Here is a 23,178-nt window from a genome sequence, read left to right as displayed (position 1 = left end):
ATGATATCTATTAGTTTTCTGACTGATAGGTAATAGTTATTTATCCCTGGGTGTAAAACGGTTTAAGAATTTCAGGTTTTTTTATGGGTAATCTTCGTCCTGTTGATGTACGGCTTAAGGAGGAATTATTGAGATATGGCGAGAATGTGCCGGTTAATTCCTATGTGGACATGGATGAGGGGACTCTCTGGAAAAAACTCCCGTCCGGAAAGATGCGCAATATTACCCGTGATCCGAGAAATGTCCTGATTGCTCTTGAGCATTATGGTATTGGTGTAGAGGAGACGAGGCAGCGCTGCCGGGAAGGGAGAATCAGGTGGGATGAGTTTAAGAAATAGGTGGTATTTTTAGCCTATTATGCGTAAATCCGCCTGCCAGAGTCCGGCGGCAGTTCAAAAAGTGTAAATACGTTTGAGAGTTCAATATATTCTTCAGCTATGGCATTAACCAAACGTATAATTCCCTGCCTTGATCTGAAATCCGGGCGTGTTGTGAAGGGCACGAACTTTTTAGGCCTTCGTGATGCCGGTGATCCCGTTGAGCTTGCGTGCCGCTATAATGACCAGGGTGCGGATGAAGTAGTATTTCTTGATATTACTGCATCAAAAGAGGGGAGAAGTGCCCTTATTCATGTCATCGAGAGGGCGGCGGATGAGCTGTTTCTCCCGCTTACTGTTGGTGGCGGAATAAGTACGACTGGTGATATGACTGCCCTTCTGCGTGCAGGTGCGGATAAGGTATCTGTCAATACGAGTGCCGTTAAAAATCCCGGACTCATCAATGAAGGTGCGGAGATGTTTGGGAACCAGTGTATTGTTGCGGCGATTGATGCCCGCCGGAATGATGAGATGAAGGACGGTGTGAATGAGATTGTTATGCCTGACGGAAGTGTATGCTGGTATGAGGTTGTAATCTACGGGGGCAGTAAACCTACCGGCATTGATGCCGTTTCATGGGCGAAGGAGGCTGAAGAGCGTGGCGCCGGTGAGATTCTGCTGACCTCGATGGAGACTGACGGCGTTAAGCAGGGTTTTGACATTCCGGTAACTGCAAAGATTGCGTCTGAGGTTGGAATTCCGGTTATAGCCTCCGGCGGTGTGGGCAATATTCAACATTTTTATGACGGTTTTGTTAAAGGTCATGCCGATGCCTGCCTTGCCGCGTCAGTCTTTCACTTCGGCGAGATGACTGTCAGGGACGTTAAAGAGTACCTGCTCAGAAGGGATGTTCCTGTCCGGATGGACTGGTAACACCTGTCCTGTATAGTTTTATATGCTGTTTTTTTTGATTCCGGCAGCTTTTTTTTGCTCTGCCGGGATTTCTGCATTCTGCGGGACTTATAATATATATTTTTCAGGGGAAATTCAGCTTAATAGTGTTTTCTGAGATTATAACTGCCTTTGCTATCGCAAGGTCCTGAATGGCAAGTCCGGTGGAGTCAAATATTGTGATCTCATCACTGCTTCTTCTGGCTTTTTTTCCGAGCACATACTCCCCGATTGTGCCGGAAATCTCTTTTTCGGTATAATATCCGCTGCTTATGGGTATATTTATCTCCCCGGAATGAAGGGCCTGTGCATAGTCGTCCACAATTACTGTTGCCCTTTTCAGCAGAGTTGCTTCAAGCTCCTGCTTGCCGGGTGCATCAGCCCCTATGGCGTTTATATGGGTTCCTTTGTTTATCCATTCATCCTTTACTACCGGTTTTACGGAAGGTGTTGTGGTCACGAGGAGGTCACAGTCGCAGACCTTCTCAGGTTTTTCTGACCTGCATTCATATCTGCTGTATAACTCACATAGTTTCTCTGCATTTCTCCCGTCCCGGCTCCATATCCTGAGTTCTTCTATCTCAAGCTCAGCGGCGGTTGCCGCAATCTGGGCCTTTGCCTGATTTCCGCTTCCCATTACTCCCATTACAACGCTCTTCTTCGGGGAGAGGTGCTTTGCGGCAACTGCACCGGCGGCGGCTGTCCGGAGGTCGGTCAGTTCTGTTGCATTCATCAAAGCATATGGATATCCGGTTTTTGGATCGATTAGTATAAGAAGGGCCATCACAGTCGGAAGTCCGTGTTCCCTGTTGTTGGGGTGGACATTAACCACCTTCACTCCTGCTATATTTAAGGAGGGTATATATGCCGGCATTGTCCTGAAATCACCTTTGTCAAAGAAGATGTAGGATTTTGGCGGCATCCGGACATTTCCTCTCCCGTGCTCAGAGAATGCCTCTTCTATTGCATTATTTATTAATCCGAGATCTGCATTCTCGCTGGGATTGGGGTAATATCTCATATTAAATGGATAATTGTAATGGTTAAAAAGAGTTTTCTCCGGTGAATATGTGAACCATTACCTCTTCAACCTGACTGATTTTTTCTATTTTTAGTATTCCTGCCGAATATATTACGATTTTTTTTATCCATTGTGAATATTCTCTGTGTCCGTGCGAAGCTCTTTAGGTTTAAACTGCCTCTCTCAAAATCTGAATTGGTAATCTCAACAGAATAGTTGTCATTTCTTTGCCGGCGTTATCTGGCATACAATAATATCTTCTCCTTCAGGAGTTGCTATTACCAGAACAGGCCTTCTCTTAAAGTCAGATAGATCAGAGAATGGAAATGGTACAGCCAGAACTTCCCCTTTTACAAATTTTTCCATGCTTTATCTTCTTCTTTTGAAAGCCAGTCTTTTGCCAGCACTTTTTCACTTGCGTGTGCACATGATAAAGCATCATCTATCTCCTCAAGTGGTCTTATTTCAATTCTGTCGTCATATGCCAGAAATGCAACTTTAGTTCCTGTCCCAAACATATCCCTGATGCTTTTTGGGATGACAATCTGGCCTTTTTCTGTTATTGTTCCGGTTTTCATATCAATAAGTGGCATGGGTCTTACATTTCTTATTTGTAAGATGTGATATTTAACTGATTGTCTAATACCGGATATCTGTATATTCCAGATTATGAATCCGGGTTTCCTGAGGGGATGTCTGACTAAATAATGATTTAATGCTCTTAAACAGCTGTTTAAGATAATAATGTTCAGGTTAAGCAGGGATTATACCGGACAGCAATTAATACTGTTTAAGGCTGTAATTTATTCATGCCCGGGGAACTCCAATGCTTATCTGCTGTTGGCACATCTGTATGCTGTAAAAAGAATATCTGCAATGGATGATTATTAAGTGATTAATTTTATCTGGATTAAAAATAATGTAAGTCAACAGGTGTTATTATGGATTCAGGTTTAAAAGCATTTATTCTTATTACAGCTCTTTTTATGGTCGCTGTTATGGCTGCCGGATGTTCGGATACGGTTTCACAGCCGGTGCCGGCAACGGTGGCAACCCCCGTCCCTGCTGCGGTTTCAACCCCGCAGGCGACATTGGAGATTCCGACAGTGCAGGAGACTGAGTGGACTGTCTGGCGTGAGGGAACAAACACATTAAATCCACTAGGCGGTTATTTTACATATACTCCGAGTGCACACGGACAGAGATTTGACAAATTAAAGGTTGAAGTTAAGGCTAATCATCCGATAACTGTCCTCTTCTTAAATGATGAGAATCTTAAGGCATTTAACACTAAGATGGCGACAAATACCGGAGAATATGAGACGATTGCAAGATACGATGATGTAAATTACAAAGTTATTGAACAGTTCTCAGCTGAACCTTTAAATGTTGTACTCTGGAATCAGGGCAATAAACTGGTAACTGCGGATGTAAATATCTGGTATGCCGAGTAATATTCCCGGAAAAGATAGTTACGTGGTATTGCGGGCAGAGATACTGAACAGTTTTCAGATGTATTTTCAGAATTCCGGATATTAATCCGGAATGTCTTACATTGTCCGGATCTTAGTCTCTTTTTAAGCTGACACTGTCATTAACGTTTAAAAAACTGTCCATTATTCCGCCTGATACTTCATCATCTGCATATGTTTTTGGTTCATAAACAGAAGGTGGCTTAATCCCGTTTTTCTTCATCTCATTCCATGCACGCACTGTCATATCTGACATAAACTCAAATTCATACCTGAGATCATTTACATACGCTTTTGCCCTGATTCTTGTAAAGTACGGGTAATTTTTGGTTAATATCGTATATGGCCTGTCACTTGTAATATATACATATCTGGACGACACTACTGCATCTCTCATAATTCTCATTGCTTTCTCTATATCAGAATCAGAACTGATGTATATATCATTTACAATCATCATCTCCATTGAGCCTGCATTTCCGGATGAGACACTTTTATCGAAGATGAAAAAGTTTGGAATTGAGACTTCAGAGTCGTCCGGTGTAACAATTCTTGTTGCCCTAAGGCCGATATCCGTTACTTCCCCATAACTGTCCCCGACTGAGATCTTATCTCCGATCTTAAAAGGACGTTCAAATATAATCACAAGCCCGCCCAGAATATCTGCAAAGACATCCTTCAGACCAAAACCGATTGCAGCACCAAACAGTCCGGAAAATGCGACAAGAAGGGATAGTGACGGCCCTATTATCTGTATTATTGCAAGGTAGAGGGCGACTGCATAGACGATGATTTTTAGCAGCGGAATCATCATTGCTATTGCAATCCTGTACTGGCCCGCCCTCTCCGAAAGTCGCATTAGCAGAAATCCTGAGATTTTCACAACCGCCCATGCAAGTATCAGAATATATGCTATTGATATCAGAAGTCCGGGGTCAAATTTATCAAAGGATATATTGCTTATATCAGAAGTTATGCTGTCAGCCATAATTACCACACCATCCTGATTCTTTTGAGGTAGTCCCTTGCCTGAACAAATCTGAGTGGATCTATCGAATATCTCCCGCCTTCATTGAAGATAATACCGTGCAGGGTGAGTTCAAAGAGTTTTGCGACAGAATCCTCTGTTCCTGTCATGTCAGTGATCTCCTTTTCAGATAAAGCGCCCCATGTAATTATCAGCAGCAGAATATAGGACTCATTATAGTTCAGACTGATATCAGAGTCCCTCGATGAGATCCCGGAAAGCCTGAACTGGTTATCATTAACTGATTTTCTCCATAATTTCTTTGCAACGCCCAGGTTACCCCCCGATATTGAAGTAATCCTTTCAAAGGCGTACTCTTCCGCATCACTGCCAGTCAGTACTTTTTCCACATTGCTCTCATATACGGGTTTTGGGAAGGGGACTGTCTTCTCTGAATATGGTAATTTCTTCTCATACCAGTCAATATAAATGCGTTTCCGGTCAGATTTCGGGCGGTCATCGATATATTCTGTTTTTTTCTCAGACTCTCCCCTGATAATCTCCATCAGCATATCAGGTTTTGCCGGTTTTATACGTATAACCTCCTGAAAATATGAATCTGCACCGGTTGCTGCTGATATGTAATTCCACGCGAAACAGTTCCAGAATGTGATATATATCCTTTCATCTAAAGATATCTCTCTTAAAAATCCGGTGAGGTTTTCATATCCGCCAATTCTTCTGGAAAAGAGGTAGTGGCAGCCCTCAAGAATAACAATATCCTTATCCGGGCATATCTCAGTCTGTTCGGGATATTTGTACTGAACTGATCCAAATTTGTGCCGGCAGACTCTCTCTTTAAGAATGTCGTGAAGTCCGTTTATTATAAGATAATCTCCGGCATATGGCTCTGATATGACAGCAATATTTTTGATTGAACTGTCCTGCGATATTTCGATCCTTTTAATTATTTCAGAGATCTCCCTGCCAAAAGGCAGGCCGGCATATTCAGCCCCGCTATCAGAACCGGAATTCATATTCTTTTATGAATTCTGAAAGCATTTTAATATTTGCAGGAAATCTGATGGGCTGTAAAAAAAAGTCACTCATGAACCAGCCGGTTCACAGATAATGAATGAAACAGTGTATTGTTTCATAGGAGATAGGGGAGATCTCCGGAGAGCTCTCCTGAAATTTACCGGTTCATCACCCTGAGATCAATCTCAAATCCGGCAACAGGCTCTGCCATCTCAAAGTTCACGATAACCTGTGGGTGAATCTCGCCGAATGACCCGATCTTTTTATTTTCCACATATATATCGCCCCTTCTTCCGTCAAGGAACGCCGGGTCGTCAGATTCTTCGACTCTGTATTCGAGATCTGCCTCTCTCATGAAGAGATCTACAACTGCATAAATCTCTGAGAAGTCCGCCTCAGTGTGCATCGTAACACCGGCAAGCTTCTGGAAGGTTTTTTCATCTTCAATCACATCTCCGGTTGAAAAGAGCCTCTGCGGAAGCTCCCTGTGCTGGTTGTTCCTGAGAGTCTCCATTAACAGAGGCAGAATATCGGTTCTGACAAGGGTCTGCTCCTCTGATATCGGGTGCTTTACATAAAGAGTATAATCAGGTTTTTTCCTCTGCATATTTGAGTACATAACCCTCTCGTTTGAGAGTGTAAAGGGCATCATCTCAAGATAGCCTGTGCCTGCCATGATTGTACGTGCAGTGCCCATGATTCTGTTCACCGGATTTTCATGCCCGATTGTTGATGTCGGCGGAAGCAGTGAATCGATGTTCTCATAGCCGTATGCCTTTGCAACATCCTCGAATATATCCCAGTCATGTAGTATGTCGGCACGGTAGCAGGGCACAAAGACCTTTAATATCTCCTTATCAACCGGTTCTGCACCAAATCGCATCTTCTTTAAGAGTTGTGCCATCTCGATTATATCAATATCAATTCCGAGAAGTTCTCTGCACTCGCTTAACTTTACATCCCTGACCTTTGGTGCTAAACTGGGCATCGAAACTCCGTTCACCTCAATGCTCTCAATTTTGCCTCCGGCCTGTGCAAGGGCAGAGCAGATTATTTTAACGGCTGTCATAACAGCCCTCTCGTCCGTTCCTGTGCAGTCCAGCAGGATATTCTTCGTGACTTCGGTGACCTTTGTCAGCTCACCGTTTATAATCGGCGGGAATGAGAGGACATTGTCCTCCGAGTCTGTAATCAGCGGGTACCTGTCAAAGTCCTGTACTATGTGGGCATAATCGACACCTTTCGGGTGCTTCTCAAGGATCTCATCAAGAGTCATCAGTTCGTCTTTGTCAAGCGGCACAAATGTCCTGGATTTCGGCGATGCAAAGTACTTAAACGGCGGCTTTACTTTGTCAAGGTCATGCACTCCTATTGCAACCTTAACTCTGCCTCTGCCTACAGCCCAGTGCAGTGACTCCTGAAGCCCCATCAGGCATTCGATTGACTCGTTATTGAATGAAAGTCCTCTGATGACAGCGGAACCGAGGTATGGCCTTATATCCTCAAGTCCTGGTTCAATCTCAAATGAGAGTCCCGAGGGTTCTGTGCTGTACTCCGGAAGTCCGGATTCAAGCCCCATAAATCCTCTCATCGCCCTTGAAACTCCCTCTGCCGAGAAGAGGTCAGGCCTGTCGGGGAAGAATTCAACATCAAAGGACTCCTCTTCATATCTCTCGATGTCTGCTCCAATCATCGGGATTTCCTTAATGATTGTATCCCTATCAATTCCTGAAAGCTCTTCAAGATATCTGTATGGCAGTTTGATAATCGGCATCAGCGCACCTCCTTTCTGTTTACCGGTTCATTTCTTATCCAGTTTACATCGCTTCTGTACAGTTCACGCAGATCCTTTAAGCCAAGTTTGAGCATTGCAACCCTTGATACTCCAAGCCCCCATGCAAGAACAGGGTAACTGATTCCCCACGGTGCTGTCACCTCTTCCCTGAATATTCCGGCACCGCCGAGTTCAACCCAGCCAAGCCCGTCAACCCAGACTTCAGGTTCAACTGAGGGTTCGGTGTAGGGGAAATATCCTGGGCGGAAACGGACACTCTCAAACCCGACTCTGTGGTAGAACTCCTTTAAAAAGCCCATCAGGTGCCTGAATGAGACATCTTTATCCATAACGACACCTTCAAGCTGTTCAAATTCGGGAGTATGGGTTGGATCTATGGCCTCACGCCTGTACACCCTGCCTATGCAGAACGCTTTCAGCGGAGGTTCGGGATTTTCCTTTAACAGCTGAATTGACAGGCTTGTCGTGTGTGTTCTGAGAACGCACTCTCTTGCCTTCTCTTCCCTCCATATCCCTCCCCATCCGGTAGATGAGGTCTTTCCGCCGGTCTCATGTATCTCCTTTACAAGATTGTAGTTCTCCGGAAGTTCACGCTCAAGGTCCAGGAAGAAGGTGTCCTGCATCTCCCTTGCCGGGTGGTCCTGCGGCTGGAAAAGTGCATCGAAATTCCAGAACGAACTCTGCACGATCTCTCCTGCAATCTCGGTAAAGCCCATCTCAAGGAGGATTTTCCTCATGTCGTCAATTATCTCCTGGTATGGGTGCTTTTTTCCGGCGTAAATCTTCTTAGGCGGAGTCTTTACGCTGTACCTCCTCAGTTTAAGGTTTCTCCACTCGCCCGTCCGTATCTGGTCGCTTGTCAGTGTGGCTGTCTCAGCCCTGAGATCGATTCCTGACTCTACAAGGGCAACTCCCTCTTCGGTTATAGCTACTTTGTATGTTACAGTCTCGATCTCTTCAGCAAGCTTTCTCTTTAACAGTTCCTTCATTCCGGGTTTGTCTGCCGTTGGGTCAGACAAGGCGTACTCGTCGTCACCTTTTGGTGCGTCAGAGATCTTGTTTACCATCCCGTCCTTTATCTCTACCCAACCCTTCTTCCTGAGCCATCCGATTCCAAGCTTTGATGCCGGATGTTTCCTGAGGTCTTCCATAGTGACTGATTTGTCAAATGAATCGAAGAGTACCCTCTCAGGCAGTCCTTCCCTTCTGTATTTCTCACCCTCTTCTGTGATTTTGCAGGTGGCTGCTGTTGTCTTAATGAGATCTGCAAGTCCTTTATCCTGAAGCAGAAGTGCATGTGATACTATCGCCTCTTCGGTAGTATCCATTATTTTTGCAAGATAGGCAGCATCAGGCTCTTTCATCGGGCCGAGCGTCTCTTCTGCGGTCTCCTCAAAGAGTTCAATTGCTTTTTTTATCGGCTGGAATGCGAGATTTTTTGTATCTTCGAGAAATTTTAATGTCTCTTTCAGAGGGTTTATTGAATGCTTTCGGGCTGCCTCAACGCTCTTTATGGTCTCTGTAATCGGTTTTACAGACTCAATTCTTGCTTCTTCAGCGTCCCTTAAGGGTTTAAGCACTGCAAGAAGCTTCTTTTCATTTAATGTAAGGTCCATTTTTCTCACTCCCCGATCAGATGCTCTGTCTCGTCCATCTTCTCATTAAAGTCTGAGAGGAACTCCTTAACCCTTTCAAAGGTCTCTTTCTTACAGGTTCCGCACATAAGTTCCCCGGCTTTGCAGGCCCTGTACATCTCCTTCACCTCATCATCCTTCTCAGACATATGAAAGAGGTTTAAGAGATATACCGAGCATTTTTCAGGCTCACCGCCAAGTTTCTTCTGCTCTTCAAGTGTCATTCTTCCACCTGTCAGTGAAGCCATGACTTTCTTTTTCACACTCTTTTCAGGCTCATCAAACCGGAAGAGGCTGTCGGGGATACTGCTCGACATCTTGCCGCCCTGCAGCCCCTGAAGGAAGGTGTGGTATGTTGAAGACGGTGCGATAAACCCGAAACCGCCGTTTTTAATCTCGATCTCCCTGACTTTTGCCTCGACTTCTTCGGCAGAGGCCCCTTTAATGTCTATGTGTCCCTCGTATCTTCTGCACCCGGAAAATGCACTTTCTACATCGTCCATCGCCTTTGATGGTGCATTCTTTGACCTGACTGAGATATAACCTTCCCGCTCTTCCACAAGGAACATTCTCAGTTTATATGCGACATCACGGGTGAGGCGGATGTGCGGATCCTGGTCAATTCCTACAGGTACTATAGTCGGTGCAGGGCCTGCATCGGTCTGGGGGTACAGAATATCTGCCACCTGTGTTGCAACGCTCATGGCATGTGCAAGTGCCGTATCCTGTGAAAAACCGTATATTGCCGATAAATCTGAGAAGTTGATCTTTGTTGCACATTCAAATGCCAGATCTTTTAGCTTATTGTTCCTGCTCTGGTAATAGGTATTTCCCTCAAAACCAAGGGCATAGAGACAGTTTAGGTATTCTTTCCCGAATTCCCTGCATTTGTCCCAGGAGATACCCCTGACAGCATGTGCCTCGCGGTCTGCAATTGATATATATCCTGTTCCGCCCTGCTTAATATGCCAGACGACCTCTTTCATCACCATCAGGTGGCCAAGATGCGGATGTCCGGAGGGCATGAATCCGGTCATGACATTGAAAGGTTTTTTCTCTGCCATTGCGTCTGTGATATTCTTATAGTCCCTGTGTCCGACAACAATCTTTCTTCTGAAGAAGTATGCCGGTTCTTTGACCTGGTCAATCACATCATCAAAGCGTTCTATTCCGAATTCACTGAAGAGTTTATCCGTTTCTATATTCTGGTTTCCTGACCACGGATCGATTTCTGACTGCATATTTTATTCCAACTATATGTTTACATTTTTATTCTTGCGAATTCGATATACTCTATATTGTTTTTATCCACAGATGCAAAAAGCATCTTCTTTCTGACGCTGTGGGCAAGGCGGACAGATCTTGAGATCACACTCATCGGCATGAATTCCTCTGATGGAAGGGCATGAACAAGCAGTTCCGAATGCTTCTTCTCACCGGAATATACCCTGAAGTGATGACCGAATTTATAGGCTGTCCTTGCTATCTGTCTCTTTTCGCGTAGGTCTTTATAGACGACATATTTGCTCTCAATCTCATGATCCTCCTCTGCGGCGATCTCTGAGAATGAGCTGATGTCCGTATCCCTGATCTTCAGTAGTTCTCTCTCAAGCAGATAGAGAACTTCCGGAGGGGAGAGGAGGAGCCGGTCTTTGTCAAGCCTTGTCCCGAACCATGCTTTCTCAAGGCTGCTCTCAGGCGGGGTTTTTATTACTACCGAACGTCCGTACAGGATTCCCGTAACCGTTTCCGGGCTGTTTTCAGCTACACCTTCGGGAATGTCGTTTGATTTGACCTCGTAGTAGGTTATCTCATCCTCATCGTCAACAACTCCGACAAGGAACTGCTTTCGCATATTCTTTGCCGAGGCTATGTCATCGAGAACTTCATTGAAGCCTACGAGATCTCTTTCGGCAAGCACCCTTATCATAAACTGTGAGCGTCCTGTGCCTGGTTTTTCACCACGCCTAAACACCCTGAAATCGTGCGGTCCAGCCTGTATGACATATCCTCTCTCCCGAATGTCCCTGTACAGCAGGAATCGTCTCATAAATTTCGGGTCGGCAGACAGTTCTGAGGCGAGAGTGTCAAAGTCATATCCGTCCAGTTCGATTTTGTCCCTTCCGAGAAGATAGAGCGCCTCTTCTCCTGAGAGGGCAAGCCTCTTCCCTGCCGGCCTTCCGTATCCGCTGTTGGTATAGAGAGATTTTCCCTCAGGACCAAGGGTTATTTTTCCGTCTGTAAATTCAGCCTTCACTTCCGGATAATTTTGTTTTTATTTCCTTATGCCTATTTGGGTATGTGACAGAAAAAGGGGGTATTGTGTGGGTATACTGTTTGCGGTTTTACCGGTCAGATCAAAGTGTGAGGGATTAATTGTTCCTGATTTATTCCCTGAAGAGGGATTTTACATGGGCGATATTTCCGGTATCATCTCTCACCTCGTTTACCGGAGTTTCAAGTATGAATGGGATCTCTCTGAGCTTTGGGTGGTTCACGATGCGCCTGAAAGCGTCGTCGCCGATATTTCCAAGCCCTATATGCTCATGCCTGTCAAGGTGTGAACCGAGAGTGCCTTTGCAGTCGTTTAAGTGAATGACCTTCAGTTTATCAAGGCCAATTTCAGAGTCAGTCAGATCGAGGAAGGATGAGAGTCCTTCTTCTGTGGTGATGTCATATCCTGCGGCGAAGGCATGGCATGTGTCTATGCAGATCCCTACTCCGGATTTGTCGTTTATACTGTCGATAATTTCGGCTATATCTTCAATATCGCCTCCCATTGAATTCTTTGTGCCTGCCGTATTTTCAAGCAGCATCATCACCTCCCCTCCCGACTCTTCGGTGGCGAGATCAATGCACCCGGTGAAATGCTTTATTCCGTCATCCCTGCCTGCACCGAGATGGCTTCCAAGGTGTGTTACGAGATATGGAATTTTCAGCATTCTGCATCTTAAAACCTCTTTTATCATCGCTTCTTCTGATTTCTGCCTTATCTCTTCCCTGGGTGATGCGGGATTGGGTAGGTACGGCATATGGGCGATAGGCGGGTAAATGCCTGTTCTTCTTATGCTTTCAATGAATCTCTCCGCTTCTTCCTCTTTTATTTCCCTCGCTTTCCATCCGCGCGGATTTGAGGTGAAGATCTGAAAGGTGGTGCAGCCCCTCTCAGCCGCACGTCCGACTGCAAGGTCTATGGATTTTGAGATTGATACGTGGCATCCGACATTTATCATTATTCAGCTGCTCCTTCTCTCTTTCAGGGCGTCATTATGACAGTTTTCTCTTTCATATATCTCTCAAGTGCACAGAGGCCGTTTTCACGCCCTGAACCGCTCTCCTTCTCCCCTCCAAACGGTACTTCCGGGGGTATTTTAAGGTGCCTGTTCACCCATACGATGCCTGCATCAAGCATTTCTGAGGCCTCAAATGAGTTTTTAAGTGATGTTGTCCAGACTGAGGCGCCAAGCCCGAATTTAGTTCTGTTTGCTTCTTCAATAGCTTCATCCATGTTTTTTACAACCGCAACCGGAAGGACTGGCCCGAATATCTCTTCTGTAAATAGTGTGCAGTCCTTTGGTGCTCCGGTAATGACTGTCGGTTCAAGGAAGCTGCCGCATTTAAGGTCCGGGCTGTCGGGTATTTCTCCTCCTGTCAGTATTTCAGCATCGTAATCTTCCTGAATTCCGGCAATAACTCCGGCTGTTTTATCTCTGGCCTCCATGTCGATTAAAGGTCCCATCTTTGTCCCTTTCATCATGCCGTTGCCCGTTTTAATCTGTGAGACCTTTTCTGTGAGTTTTCTTTTAAATTCCTCAGCAATATCCTCCATGACATAGAGGCGCTTTACGGCCGTACATGTCTGTCCGCAGTTGTAAAACCTCCCTGCAACCGCACCTGCAACCGCTGAGTCAACGTCAGCATCACGGCATACAATCATTGGATCGCTTCCTCCCAGTTCGAGTGTCAGCCGTTTTCCTGTCCCGCATGAGAGTTTCTCAACAAAATTTCCGGTCTCAGCCGACCCGGTAAATGAGAGTGCTGCAATCTTTCTGCTCTCTGCCAGTGCACTGCCTGCCTCACTGCCGCTTCCGGTTACAACCGGGAGGACATCTTCCGGGATGCCGCATCTGTGCAGTATGGATGCGATTTTCAGGCTTGTAAGGGGTGTTTTGGATGAAGGCTTCACTATCAGGCAGTTTCCGGCAACGAGTGCAGGTCCGGTCTTCCATGCCATAATCAGCACAGGCATATTCCAGGGAATTATTGCCCCGCAGATGCCAAGCGGTTTTTTTACTGTGAATGAGTAGCCGTAATCGGATTTGGGCAGAAAGTCACCCCTTACAGTTCCTGATATGGATGAGTAGTATTCAAGTACTGCTGCACAGCCCTGTATCTCGTTTTTTGCCTCAGATAGGGGTTTTCCCTGCTCTGCCGTAAGGAGTTCCGCAAGTCCGACCTGCTTGTTTCTTATCTCCTGTGCTGCCAGAAAGAGCATCTTTCCCCTCTCACGCGGACTTTTTGCTGCCCATCCTGAAAAGGCATCTTCTGCCCCGTCTATTGCAGAATGTACATCCTCTTTTGTGCATCTGTTAACTGTGCCTGCCCTTTCGCCGGTTGCAGGGTTTATAATCTCGATTATATCAGGTTCCTTTTCGTTCACAGGTATGACTCCGGATCTCTTTTCAGGAGATTGTATTCAGGATTTATAAAACATCTCCACTGAACTTATATTGTTTCTCAGATTACTCCGTTGTGACACAGTTAATGCTGCTCTTCTTCCGGAGAGGTATAATTGCGGTCTTTTTGGATTTATCCGGATGAGGATGCGAAAGGATTATATGACTGCCGTCTGCTATATCTGAATCAGAGGATTTTTCCGGTTAATATGTCAGATGATAGTAATTGCAGTATTTCTGCGGGAAAAAAATGCCTTGATAAACTTTCGGAATTGATCTCCCTGGAAGTCTCCGGCGATGAGATCTATGGCATCATGGCCGAAATAATCTCTTCTGTATTTCGGGAACCGGAGAACACGGGCGCAGTAATATCTGTAGGTGATGAAGTGTGGCATTCATCTTCTTATGACTCTTCAAAGGAATGTCCGGTATTTTTAAAGAGAAACCTTGAACTCAGCGGCATAAGTTATGGTTATATAAATGTCGTCTATTATGGCAGCAGTTATTCCGGCGATGAATATTTTACAGATGCAGATGAGTTATTTCTGGATGCAGTCTCCTGCCGGATTTTAATAATATGCCTGAAGGACAGCAGCAGGGCTGAACTGAACCGCTGTAATGCGGATGCCGGTGCTTACAGGCAGATTTTAAACAACAGTCCGGTCATTGCATTTTTATGGGAGACCGGTGAGGGCTGGCCGGTCAGGTTTGTCTCTGACAATGTAAGTGTTCTTGGGTACAGTCCTGATGATTTCTATTCCGGAAAAATTCTATATGCCGACCTAATCCACCCTGATGACTTGAAGAGGGTCGAAGATGAGATATCCGGGCACCTCTCCGCCGGGGCTGATGATTACTCACAGGAGTACAGGGTTTTTAATCGTGACGGTGAACTGCGCAATATTTACGACCGTACGATTGTCAGGAGAGATGAGGAAGGCAGTCCTGTTTTATTTGAAGGTATTATAATCGATATCACAGAGCGGGTTGTAACGGAAGAGGAGTTAAAACTCGCAAATGAGAAGTACTCGACTGTATTCAGCCTGAATCCGGATGTCATCATTCTCTCGACTCTCGATGAGGGGGTTGTCCTTGAGGTGAATGACAGATGGGAGTCTTTCTCCGGAATTCAGCGTGATGATGTCATAGGCAGAAAGATACTTGATTTGAATTTTTACCTATGTCATGAGGACCGTGAAAGGTATGTCAGGGAGCTTGAGGAGTCCGGTTCTGTTCTTAACTTTGAGCTGGATCTGAATATTCAGGATATGGTCCGGACTGTTTTTATGTCTGGCAGAATTATCGAACTTGAGGATGCGAAGTGCCTCATTACAATAATCCATGATATGACCGGGCAGAAGATCATTGAGGAGAAGTTAAAGGAGAGTGAGGAGAAATTCAGGGCGGTAAGTGAGACTGCAACTGATGCCATATGCATAATGGATGATTCCGGAGCTGTAGTCTTCTGGAATAAGGCTGCCGGAGAGATGTTTGGATATTCGTCCGGTGATGTTTCGGGCAGGAATTTTGTCGATGTTTTTGTCCCGGAAGGCGGGAATATCGGTGCTGGTGACGGTCTGTATCCATATATTAATAAGATATTTGAATCTGAGCTTTTAACCCGTGATTCTGTCAGAGTTCCGGTTGAGATCTCCTCGTCGGTGCTGGAGTCGGGCGGAGAAAAATTCATTGTTTCCATTATCAGGGATATCTCCGAGAGGAAAAAGTATGAAGATGAACTTAAGGATGCAGCTATCAAAATAAGAACAGTCTTTGATTCAATAGGCGATGCGATGTATGTAATTGACAGGGATTACAGTATCGTTGATGTCAATAAGGGAATTTATGATGCATTCGGGTTTAAACCGGAAGATCTTACTGGCCGGAAATGTTATAGCGTCTTTCATGGTGCAGATAAACCCTGTGAACTCTGTGCTGCGGGGGGTGTTTTTAAAACGGGCACTTCCGGCCGGGTTGAGAAGTCTGTAATAAATCCTGACGGTTCAGTTGCATACTATGATACATTTGGTTCTCCGATAACCGATCTCTCAGGTAATGTTATTCAGGCCGTTATCTCTGCACGCAATATTACTGATATGAATAATTACCGGAGTTCTCTGGAGGAGGCAAATAAGAAGCTGAATCTTCTCTCAGGCATTACGAGGCATGATATTTTAAACTCCATTACCATAGCCACCGGTTATCTTGGTCTTATGAAGGAGAATATTCCGGCTGAGGACAGGGATTATGCTTCAAAGCTTGAAATATCGATAAAGAACATACAGAGGCAGATCGAGTTTACCCGTGATTATCAGGATATGGGTGTAAAACCTCCTGAATGGCAGGTGATTGAACCAATTATTCTTGAGTGCCTCTCCGAGGGTGGAGGTGTGCCTTCAGGGGTTCATGTGACACTTGAGATTAAACCTGTTGTGGTCTATGCCGATGTTATGCTTAGGAAGGCCTTCTGCAATATTATCACAAATGCCTATAAGCATGCTTTTGGTATGAAGAATTTATCTGTAATTTCCGGAAATGAGAATGGTAACCTGTTAATCAGGATCTATGATGACGGGAGCGGTGTGCCGGAGGACAAAAAAGAGAGTATTTTCCGGCCGGCATTTGGAAGAAAGCATGGTTATGGGTTGTTTCTGGTCAGGGAGATTCTTTCGATCACAGGAATTACAATTAAAGAAATGGGCGGTGAGGGTGAAGGGGCCTGCTTTGAGATTACTGTCCCTTCGGGCAAGTGGCAGTCTGTCTGAAAAAAAGAGTCCGGTATATTTTTTTGCCGGAAAGCCTGTGCAGATTATTTTTTCTGATTTATGGACAGGATTTCTGATTTTTTCAGATTTTATACCTGTCCATGCTGGCCGATAATTCCTTTACAAGGTCATTTACTTCGTGGATTGCACTGCCGATCTCTTCTATTGATGCACTGGCTTCTTCTGCAAGCGCTGCAAGTTCTTCTGCCTCTTCCATTACATTGCCTGTAAGTTTTGATCCTTCGTCTGCGGCATTAACTACGTTTGTTGCAATGTCGGCCTGGTTTTCAATTGCACCGGCGATCTTTCCGATGTCGTTGTTGACCGTTTCTGCATTCTTTATAATATCGTTAAGTCCGTTTATCGCCTTGTTTACGCTTGATACACTCTCGGTTATCTCAAGGCTTGCGGATTTGATTGCCTCTGCCGTTTTTGCGGATGACTCCTGTACTCCTTTCACAACCGTTTCTATATTTCCGGTTGCCGCCCTTGCCTCTCCTGCAAGGTTTTTGACCTCTCCGGCGACTATGGCAAATCCGCGTCCCTGTTCGCCGGCGTGGGCGGCTTCAATTGCGGCATTCAGGGCCAGAAGGTTAATCTGCCCTGTGATGTCGTGAATCAGGTTAACTACTCCGCTGACCTCTTTTATCCTCTCTGCAAGGCTGTTTATCTCGCCCACACTTTTGTTTGCGATTACTTCCACACTGTTCATGCTCTCTTTCGCTTCGTCTCCGGAGATCTGGGCTTCCTTTCCTATTTCAACAACATGGTTTGCATTTTTAAGTACATCTTTTGCTGTCGAGGAGATCTCTTCGTTGGATTCCGACAGGTCGGCAATCTGCCGGTGTATGTCCTCGATATGGCGGTTGAGCGTCCTTGTCATTGCCGCGGCGTTGGTGCTTGTTGTTGCGACCTTCTCTGCCGCAATTGCGACCTGGTCAGAACTTTTGCCTATCTCGTTGCTGCTTGAGTTTATCTTGTTAAATGAGCCTTTTGCTTCCTTAATTGTAGCTGAGAATATCTCTCCGACGTTATTGAGGTTATCTTTTATGGTTTTTATGTCACCTTCAAATGTGAGATTTTCATCAAATCTTGCACTGAAGTTTCCCTTGTCGAATTCCTCTGCAATTTTTATAATCTCTTTCACTGCCCGGTTTATGCCTTCGCCTACTTTGTTGACCGAGTTTTTGAGGAGGAGGAAGTCGCCTCTGAATTTGTTTTTATCTTCTATTTTAGCATAAAATCTGCTGTGTTCATACTCATTAAGAACTTTTAGTGTTTCTTTAAACGGGGTTTTGTATGAGTTTATTACTGTGTTGAAGGATTCAGCAATTTCCCGGAATTCCGGTGATAGTCCGGATGTTTTTATCTCTGTATCTGTTTTTCCTTCGGATATCTCTGCTGCTGCTCTTTTAAGATCGGTTGTAAATTCCCTTGCGGCTTTGTCCCTGTTATTGCAGGCTTCCTTTATCCTGTTTAATTTCTCACTGTCAGGAATTCCGGATGAGAGTATTGATCTGATGTCTTCGTATTCCATTTTAGCTCCTTTATTTTTATCTGAATGATTTATTTAACAGATTTGTTCCACGAATTAATTTTGCAGATTTTTTTTGCTGCCTGTAAGTATATTATCTGTTATGTCTGCAAAGTCTTTGATAATATCGGTTGTTTATCCTGAAGGGATATACATTTTCCGGGTTGATTTTTATTAAGAGTAAGGTATATTTTGGTTGATTTTTGGTGCCTAAATTCGGCTATGATGTCAAATATTCGTGTTTCTGATCATATTATATTGTGTTGTATTGTATTAATTTATTATATATTGTATGGTATTGTATTAATTTATGATATATTGTGTGGTATTGTGTTTTATTCAGATTCACTGATTATTCTTTCAGCTTCCCTGACGAACAACCGGGCATTCTGAAGTATTTCACGTGCTTCAGATATTTCGATTTCAATAAAAGATGCATAATCAGCATTCTCACGTGCTTCTTCTGCAATATTTAAAGTTCTCCCGTATTTTTTGTCCATTATACCTGTTTTCACAAATTCATTCCCGATGGCTGAAATAAGACCTTTATGTGTTTTGAACTTTATTCCTTTAAGCAATAGAAGTGCTGTTGAAGCAAGGTACATAGCATAATAAGACCTGTTAACTGAATCTTCTGAATAGTTTTCGTTTAAAAGGCTTTCAGCAGCTTTAAGTCTCTCTTTTGATTTTTTGATCAGGGCATTAATTTCAGGATTGTTCATACTGCAATACCGTCCGCGGAAATATTTCTGAAAAATGAGAGGTATTTTTTCTTTTGGTATTCAGTTTCATCGAGCACTTTGACTGAGATATAATGGCCTGATTCAATGCTCATATCAAAGGCTTCACTGATGATAGAATGTTTAAGTCTGAAATCACTTATCTTTGTTATAACCAGTATGTCAATGTCTGACATTTCTGTTTCTTCATGCCTTGCTACTGATCCAAATACTATTATATCTTTTATTTTATCTCTGAATTTTAATCTTATTAACTCTGAAAATTTTTTGGCAGTATTCAGCATTTCAGAATCCATTATCTGAATAATTGTTATAATCAGAGATATAATTTATTGTAGTGGGTAAGGGAAAGAAAAAAATGTTTTTGTTATGCTATTTTTTCAGAAATTCACAGGAATTCAATCTTCCGGACAAGGAAATAAGCAATCATTGCAGCATCTCCGACATCAACCTCTCCGTTGCCGTTGAAATCAGCAGAGATTTCTGGCTGAATTTTATCTGCAACCATGTAAGATACTTTTGAGACGTCCCCTATGTCCACAAAGGCATTTGCGTTGAAGTCTCCGTCAATTCCTGCAACAGTCAGGTCAAATGTCCGGCTGTCCCCTGGCTGATAAAGAAGTCTCTCATCTGCGTCATTGCTCCAGATTTTAAAGACGATCTCCTGATTTATTACTTCTTCATCCCCTTCAACCAAAAGTCTGTCATCAAAGAGACCTTCTCCGCCGTAGGTTCCTGCCTGATTTACAACAAAGCGTCCGGCTTCTTCCTCACCGATAAATGCCCTGATGATTGTGCCGGATGGTGCCGGGATATCACCTATCATAACGCTTCCTGTAAATTCACATGGCAGTACCGGAAGTGCTTCTGCATCTGCTCCATCCATCCCATCGGGTATTTCCGGTACTGCAAATGTCGCTGTTGCTGCCGATGCAATTCCTGCAAGGAAAATTATCCCCAGGGTGAGGATAATTCCGGTGAATAACCTATTCCTGGATTTTCTCATACTAAATTTTGTCATATTATATTCCTCCATAATTACTTTTCATAGATTAATTCAGCTGAGTGCTGCAATTGTACCTTCCTCTTTCATCCATACCCAGTATGCCTTTGCGGGATTCATATCTCTTGTATCGCTGTATATGCCGCTTCCGCCACTGATAATTGCTGTCTCATACATCTGCTCTTCTGAATCCCATCCTATGGCTTTTGTCCATTTCCCTGAAACATCAACCAGTGTGTCCTTTGCAGTTGCAGGAGTGAGTGATGAAAATCCTACTGCATTCCAGCCAGACTGAAGATCTTCTGACGGTGGTGTCTGAAGCGGATTTGAGTCATACTTCATGGATACTTCGGCGCTGTTTGCATCATTGTTATAGATCCAGATTCCTTCAAGAGGTTTTACTTCAGTGTCTGCCTTAACAGTGTCCCATTTTTTGGATGATGCATTATACATCAGAGCTGAATGGCCACCGGAATCAATATCTCCGAATATCTTTCCGGCTGTATTGTTCCCGTTTTCAAGGCGCTTTGGTGTTGATATGAAGTTCCATCCCGGATTCAGGCTGATTGTCGGCCCTTCTCCTTCTTCTGTTACTTTTATATCAACAGTGTCGTAGATATCATAATCAAGTTCAGTGTAACTGAGCCATTTTTCTGCTCTGACTGTGTACTTCCCTGTTTTTGTATTGCTGTCTGTTGTAAGTCCGACTGTGATTGTTCCGTCACTTCCTGTCTTTGCTACAACTGCCCATTCATTGATTGTACCGTCTGCTGCGTATGGTATATCCTGCCCGACTGTTGTTCCGTTCATGTAGTAGGTTGTATCAACTGTTGCCTGGTTCAGGGAATATACATCATCCTGATTTTGCAGGAACTTTGGCGGGCAGTCTGTTGTGTTTGAATAACCGTTTGTTCCGGATAACCAGACTGTATAAAGTGTCTTTGGTGCACCTGCAATTGTTACTGTGAAATCATCCTCTTTGATAACCGGTTCTTTGGTCGCTGTTATTGCAACATAATCTTCCTCAACAGTGAGAGTTGTAATTTCCGATTGTGTTACTCCGGTAACAACTCCGAGATTGTCTTTCATGCCGTTGACATTGCACTGTGCATAGACTTTGTATGTCCCTGTTTTGTACATGTCCGGATCAAGTTTCCATATGGTCTCCATATTTCCGTTTGGTATCCAGAAAAGAGTGTTTGCAGGCTGAATTGAAGTTATACTGTTTGTCCATGAGCCATTATACAGTGCATTAAGCGTTGCACCCTCAGGTGTTTCTACAAGAACATTTATCCCGGAATATCCTCCTCCCCGTCGTGAAAATAGTGCCTCAAGGTTGCTGTCAATACGTATGGCAATGTTGTCATCTGTTACTGCTTTGAGATTGGAAATGTCTTTTTTGGTATTAGCGTTAAACAGTGATACTGAAAGAGATGCTTCCTCAACGTAGAATGAAACATTTACTGTTGCTGTACCCGGATTGAAATACCATGCTCCCGTTTTTCCAGTGAAAATATCCGGTGATACGTAAAAGTCAGTACGGTCTGAGATTGTTATTATTGATGAAGGAGCATCGGTTGCAGGGTTCGCTCCAGCAGTATACCAAGCAATAGTTGGTTTTGGTTGCCACCAAGCTGTCGCATTGGAGATGTCAAGCCCGGCTTCCCCGATGAAAACTGTATCTCCCGAATGTATGGTCGTCCCATAACTTCCGGCCATAACCGGTGATGTCATCAAAAACAATGCAAAGATAAGCAGAAGCGCTGATTTCAGGATTATTTTTCCATTTTTTAATCTTTTCACTTCTGAGTAATTGTCCTTTATGTGTGATCTGTTCAAATGAGATTCCTCCTGATTTTTATTAAACCGGCGGACAAAAAAGTGGCTAACCTGTTAATCCTCCATCGCCCGCTAACATACAGGTAATTATTACCGGGGGTTTCGCTGAGGTCATATTTTATTCAGAGCCCTAGCTCACAGTCCTGAAATTAAAATATGATATACATAGTAAGTAATATTCCCCAATATCCCACACCCCATAACCCGTTTATAGTAAACCGGATATTTTCCATTGTGATTTTATTGCATATATCTGTGTCGATATTGATCTGACAATGCGGAATTACGAAATTAAATATCCTGATTATAATGGTTAATCCGGGAATTATTTTTATCTTACAGTGAATCCCGCCCCCCGCCGGCATACATCTGGGTCCATATATACAGCACAACGGCAATAAGTATCACAAATATAAACCCGAATACCGGAACCCGGAGCCAGACTGAACCGTCATCACTGTCATGGTTGCCTGATTTATATGCCGGAGATCTGCCGTCAGATCCTGAAAAGAATGGACTTTTTTTGTGAGAGATCAATCTGAAATGATAAGATACCTACTCGTAATAATAATTCCCTGTGGTTTCCCTCAGCAGATCAAATTCCGAATTATAACCTTTAGGAGGTGAAATTGCAAGGTATTCCCGGTAGATTTTCTCTCTGTACTTCGGGCCGATTTCATTTACTGCTGAGATAAAGGCCTCATATGTTCCTTTTCCGCCAATGTAGTCCCAGAAATCATTTCCGATCAGGACAACTTCGTCATTTTTCATATCAAACCATCTCGCCGGAAAACTCCATGAATAATTCTCACGGGTTCCATAAGGATTGTATGGCAGGGCAAAGTAGGCACCGTCAATTACAGACGGTTCCATGCAGTGAAGTTTCAATATCTTCTCTTTACTCACTTTTGTCTGATCGCTGTTGGGTAGTGGAGCCTTAAGTTCAAAGGCATATTTTCTGTCATTATTACGGTCCTCAACATAGAGGTCACATACTACTGAAACCGGAATTAATTCCCCTTTTTCTTTTTTAATATAGGCAAGTTCTTTTTCCCAGTCTGGTTTTACCTTATTATCACCTTTTGCTGAATGCTCAAGTCTGTTAAGAGTTTCTGCAATTCTGTGCAGACGTTTCTCTCTGATCATTCCGTCTATTCTGTATCCGGTAGTTCCATACCCCATGCCGTTTGTGGCAGCAACTACAGCCAGTTGTTCCCACACCTTTCCAAACGGAGTTACAAATCTCCTCTCGAAGTGCGATCCCTTAAATATTTCATCAGGAACAAGTGCGGCATAAAGAGGTTTCTTTAAATGATGTTCCTCTTTTACAAAGGGATCAGAATCAAGGACCTTATCCATAATTTTATCCATCAGATCTTTTATGACAGTCTGAATGGCATTTTTCATCTCATCAGAATCAGACATA

Annotated in this window: 21 protein-coding genes; 4 read left to right on the top strand and 17 right to left on the bottom strand. The window is 43.9% G+C overall.

What is annotated here, in order from left to right; genetic code table 11:
• Window positions 1-83: 83 nt before the first annotated feature.
• Together METLIM_RS14805 and hisF are read left to right on the top strand one after the other, a co-directional pair.
• Window positions 84-338 (top strand): hypothetical protein, encoded by a 255-nt coding sequence (locus METLIM_RS14805; protein ID WP_004079726.1) that lies wholly within the window; start codon window positions 84-86, stop codon window positions 336-338.
• A 99-nt stretch (window positions 339-437) separates the two neighbouring features.
• Window positions 438-1,250: an imidazole glycerol phosphate synthase subunit HisF gene (gene hisF, locus METLIM_RS14800; RefSeq protein WP_004079725.1), complete on the top strand. Its 813-nt coding sequence runs from the start codon at window positions 438-440 to the stop codon at window positions 1,248-1,250.
• A gap of 103 nt (window positions 1,251-1,353) precedes the next feature.
• Here the strand turns inward: hisF and METLIM_RS14795 are convergent, their stop codons facing one another.
• The 3 genes from METLIM_RS14795 to METLIM_RS14785 form a co-directional block, all read right to left on the bottom strand.
• Window positions 1,354-2,289 (bottom strand): Rossmann-fold NAD(P)-binding domain-containing protein, encoded by a 936-nt coding sequence (locus tag METLIM_RS14795; RefSeq protein ID WP_004079724.1) that lies wholly within the window; start codon window positions 2,287-2,289, stop codon window positions 1,354-1,356.
• 219 nt (window positions 2,290-2,508) lie between these two features.
• Entirely contained in the window at window positions 2,509-2,655 is a 147-nt protein-coding gene (locus tag METLIM_RS17230; RefSeq protein WP_217177987.1) for a hypothetical protein, read from the bottom strand.
• The gene (locus tag METLIM_RS14785) at window positions 2,640-2,882 is read right to left on the bottom strand and encodes an AbrB/MazE/SpoVT family DNA-binding domain-containing protein (RefSeq protein ID WP_004079723.1); all 243 of its coding nucleotides are present in this window, start codon (window positions 2,880-2,882) and stop codon (window positions 2,640-2,642) included. The genes METLIM_RS17230 and METLIM_RS14785 overlap by 16 nt, the downstream gene beginning before the upstream one ends.
• Before the next feature lie 348 nt (window positions 2,883-3,230).
• On the opposite strand from METLIM_RS14785, the gene METLIM_RS14780 reads away from it, so the two are divergent.
• A complete protein-coding gene (locus METLIM_RS14780) occupies window positions 3,231-3,743 on the top strand; it encodes a hypothetical protein (protein WP_004079722.1) in 513 nt (170 codons plus the stop codon).
• Between the two features lie 112 nt (window positions 3,744-3,855).
• Here the strand turns inward: METLIM_RS14780 and METLIM_RS14775 are convergent, their stop codons facing one another.
• From METLIM_RS14775 to METLIM_RS14740, 8 genes are all read right to left on the bottom strand, one after another.
• Window positions 3,856-4,749 (bottom strand): mechanosensitive ion channel family protein, encoded by an 894-nt coding sequence (locus METLIM_RS14775; protein WP_004079721.1) that lies wholly within the window; start codon window positions 4,747-4,749, stop codon window positions 3,856-3,858.
• 2 nt (window positions 4,750-4,751) lie between these two features.
• Complete coding sequence (locus METLIM_RS14770) at window positions 4,752-5,765, bottom strand: hypothetical protein (RefSeq protein WP_004079720.1); 1,014 nt, start codon at window positions 5,763-5,765, stop codon at window positions 4,752-4,754.
• A 158-nt stretch (window positions 5,766-5,923) separates the two neighbouring features.
• Window positions 5,924-7,540 carry a phenylalanine--tRNA ligase subunit beta gene (pheT, locus tag METLIM_RS14765; protein WP_004079719.1) on the bottom strand — a complete coding sequence of 539 codons (1,617 nt, stop codon included), beginning with the start codon at window positions 7,538-7,540 and terminating at the stop codon, window positions 5,924-5,926.
• Complete coding sequence (gene pheS, locus METLIM_RS14760; protein WP_004079718.1) at window positions 7,540-9,177, bottom strand: phenylalanine--tRNA ligase subunit alpha; 1,638 nt, start codon at window positions 9,175-9,177, stop codon at window positions 7,540-7,542. Before pheS ends, pheT begins: the two co-directional genes overlap by 1 nt.
• 5 nt (window positions 9,178-9,182) lie before the next feature.
• Complete coding sequence (locus METLIM_RS14755) at window positions 9,183-10,436, bottom strand: tryptophan--tRNA ligase (RefSeq protein WP_004079717.1); 1,254 nt, start codon at window positions 10,434-10,436, stop codon at window positions 9,183-9,185.
• Window positions 10,437-10,456: 20 nt separating this feature from the next.
• Window positions 10,457-11,452 (bottom strand): tRNA-intron lyase, encoded by a 996-nt coding sequence (endA, locus tag METLIM_RS14750; RefSeq protein ID WP_004079716.1) that lies wholly within the window; start codon window positions 11,450-11,452, stop codon window positions 10,457-10,459.
• 130 nt (window positions 11,453-11,582) lie between these two features.
• Window positions 11,583-12,428, bottom strand: a complete 846-nt coding sequence (locus METLIM_RS14745; RefSeq protein ID WP_004079715.1) for a deoxyribonuclease IV — start codon at window positions 12,426-12,428, stop codon at window positions 11,583-11,585.
• A gap of 23 nt (window positions 12,429-12,451) precedes the next feature.
• Window positions 12,452-13,855, bottom strand: a complete 1,404-nt coding sequence (locus METLIM_RS14740; protein WP_004079714.1) for an aldehyde dehydrogenase family protein — start codon at window positions 13,853-13,855, stop codon at window positions 12,452-12,454.
• 225 nt (window positions 13,856-14,080) lie between these two features.
• Here METLIM_RS14740 and METLIM_RS15850 point away from each other — a divergent pair, with 225 nt between their 5' ends.
• Window positions 14,081-16,636, top strand: coding sequence for a PAS domain-containing protein (locus METLIM_RS15850; RefSeq protein WP_004079713.1), 2,556 nt, complete (start codon window positions 14,081-14,083; stop codon window positions 16,634-16,636).
• 82 nt (window positions 16,637-16,718) lie between these two features.
• Here METLIM_RS15850 and METLIM_RS14730 read toward each other — a convergent pair whose 3' ends face one another.
• The 6 genes from METLIM_RS14730 to METLIM_RS14700 all read right to left on the bottom strand — a co-directional run bounded on the left by METLIM_RS14730 (window position 16,719) and on the right by METLIM_RS14700 (window position 23,177).
• A complete protein-coding gene (locus METLIM_RS14730) occupies window positions 16,719-18,173 on the bottom strand; it encodes a methyl-accepting chemotaxis protein (protein WP_004079712.1) in 1,455 nt (484 codons plus the stop codon).
• A gap of 332 nt (window positions 18,174-18,505) precedes the next feature.
• Entirely contained in the window at window positions 18,506-18,892 is a 387-nt protein-coding gene (locus tag METLIM_RS14725; protein WP_004079711.1) for a HEPN domain-containing protein, read from the bottom strand.
• On the bottom strand, window positions 18,889-19,206 hold the full coding sequence (locus METLIM_RS14720; RefSeq protein ID WP_048146088.1) for a nucleotidyltransferase domain-containing protein: 318 nt from the start codon (window positions 19,204-19,206) through the stop codon (window positions 18,889-18,891). The genes METLIM_RS14725 and METLIM_RS14720 overlap by 4 nt, the downstream gene beginning before the upstream one ends.
• A 92-nt stretch (window positions 19,207-19,298) precedes the next feature.
• Entirely contained in the window at window positions 19,299-19,931 is a 633-nt protein-coding gene (locus METLIM_RS15845; protein WP_004079709.1) for a hypothetical protein, read from the bottom strand.
• A gap of 36 nt (window positions 19,932-19,967) precedes the next feature.
• Window positions 19,968-21,752: a DUF3821 domain-containing protein gene (locus METLIM_RS15840; RefSeq protein ID WP_004079708.1), complete on the bottom strand. Its 1,785-nt coding sequence runs from the start codon at window positions 21,750-21,752 to the stop codon at window positions 19,968-19,970.
• Between the two features lie 555 nt (window positions 21,753-22,307).
• Entirely contained in the window at window positions 22,308-23,177 is an 870-nt protein-coding gene (locus METLIM_RS14700) for a TdeIII family type II restriction endonuclease (protein WP_004079706.1), read from the bottom strand.
• Window position 23,178 lies beyond the last annotated feature (1 nt).

This window comes from Methanoplanus limicola DSM 2279 (assembly GCF_000243255.1).
Lineage (GTDB): Archaea > Halobacteriota > Methanomicrobia > Methanomicrobiales > Methanomicrobiaceae > Methanoplanus > Methanoplanus limicola.
Note: the sequence above shows the minus strand (reverse complement) of the source record. Positions and strands in the feature narration are given on the sequence as shown.

Bases quoted from the DNA above. Each gene is read 5' to 3' on its own strand.
- METLIM_RS14805 (WP_004079726.1), top strand. From the start codon at position 84: ATGGGTAATCTTCGTCCTGTTGATGTACGGCTTAAGGAGGAATTATTG.
- hisF (WP_004079725.1), top strand. From the start codon at position 438: ATGGCATTAACCAAACGTATAATTCCCTGCCTTGATCTGAAATCCGGG.
- METLIM_RS14795 (WP_004079724.1), bottom strand. From the start codon at position 2,289: ATGAGATATTACCCCAATCCCAGCGAGAATGCAGATCTCGGATTAATA.
- METLIM_RS17230 (WP_217177987.1), bottom strand. From the start codon at position 2,655: ATGGAAAAATTTGTAAAAGGGGAAGTTCTGGCTGTACCATTTCCATTC.
- METLIM_RS14785 (WP_004079723.1), bottom strand. From the start codon at position 2,882: ATGCCACTTATTGATATGAAAACCGGAACAATAACAGAAAAAGGCCAG.
- METLIM_RS14780 (WP_004079722.1), top strand. From the start codon at position 3,231: ATGGATTCAGGTTTAAAAGCATTTATTCTTATTACAGCTCTTTTTATG.
- METLIM_RS14775 (WP_004079721.1), bottom strand. From the start codon at position 4,749: ATGGCTGACAGCATAACTTCTGATATAAGCAATATATCCTTTGATAAA.
- METLIM_RS14770 (WP_004079720.1), bottom strand. From the start codon at position 5,765: ATGAATTCCGGTTCTGATAGCGGGGCTGAATATGCCGGCCTGCCTTTT.
- pheT (WP_004079719.1), bottom strand. From the start codon at position 7,540: ATGCCGATTATCAAACTGCCATACAGATATCTTGAAGAGCTTTCAGGA.
- pheS (WP_004079718.1), bottom strand. From the start codon at position 9,177: ATGGACCTTACATTAAATGAAAAGAAGCTTCTTGCAGTGCTTAAACCC.
- METLIM_RS14755 (WP_004079717.1), bottom strand. From the start codon at position 10,436: ATGCAGTCAGAAATCGATCCGTGGTCAGGAAACCAGAATATAGAAACG.
- METLIM_RS14745 (WP_004079715.1), bottom strand. From the start codon at position 12,428: ATGATAAATGTCGGATGCCACGTATCAATCTCAAAATCCATAGACCTT.
- METLIM_RS15850 (WP_004079713.1), top strand. From the start codon at position 14,081: ATGTCAGATGATAGTAATTGCAGTATTTCTGCGGGAAAAAAATGCCTT.
- METLIM_RS14730 (WP_004079712.1), bottom strand. From the start codon at position 18,173: ATGGAATACGAAGACATCAGATCAATACTCTCATCCGGAATTCCTGAC.
- METLIM_RS14725 (WP_004079711.1), bottom strand. From the start codon at position 18,892: ATGAACAATCCTGAAATTAATGCCCTGATCAAAAAATCAAAAGAGAGA.
- METLIM_RS14720 (WP_048146088.1), bottom strand. From the start codon at position 19,206: ATGGATTCTGAAATGCTGAATACTGCCAAAAAATTTTCAGAGTTAATA.
- METLIM_RS15845 (WP_004079709.1), bottom strand. From the start codon at position 19,931: ATGACAAAATTTAGTATGAGAAAATCCAGGAATAGGTTATTCACCGGA.
- METLIM_RS14700 (WP_004079706.1), bottom strand. From the start codon at position 23,177: ATGTCTGATTCTGATGAGATGAAAAATGCCATTCAGACTGTCATAAAA.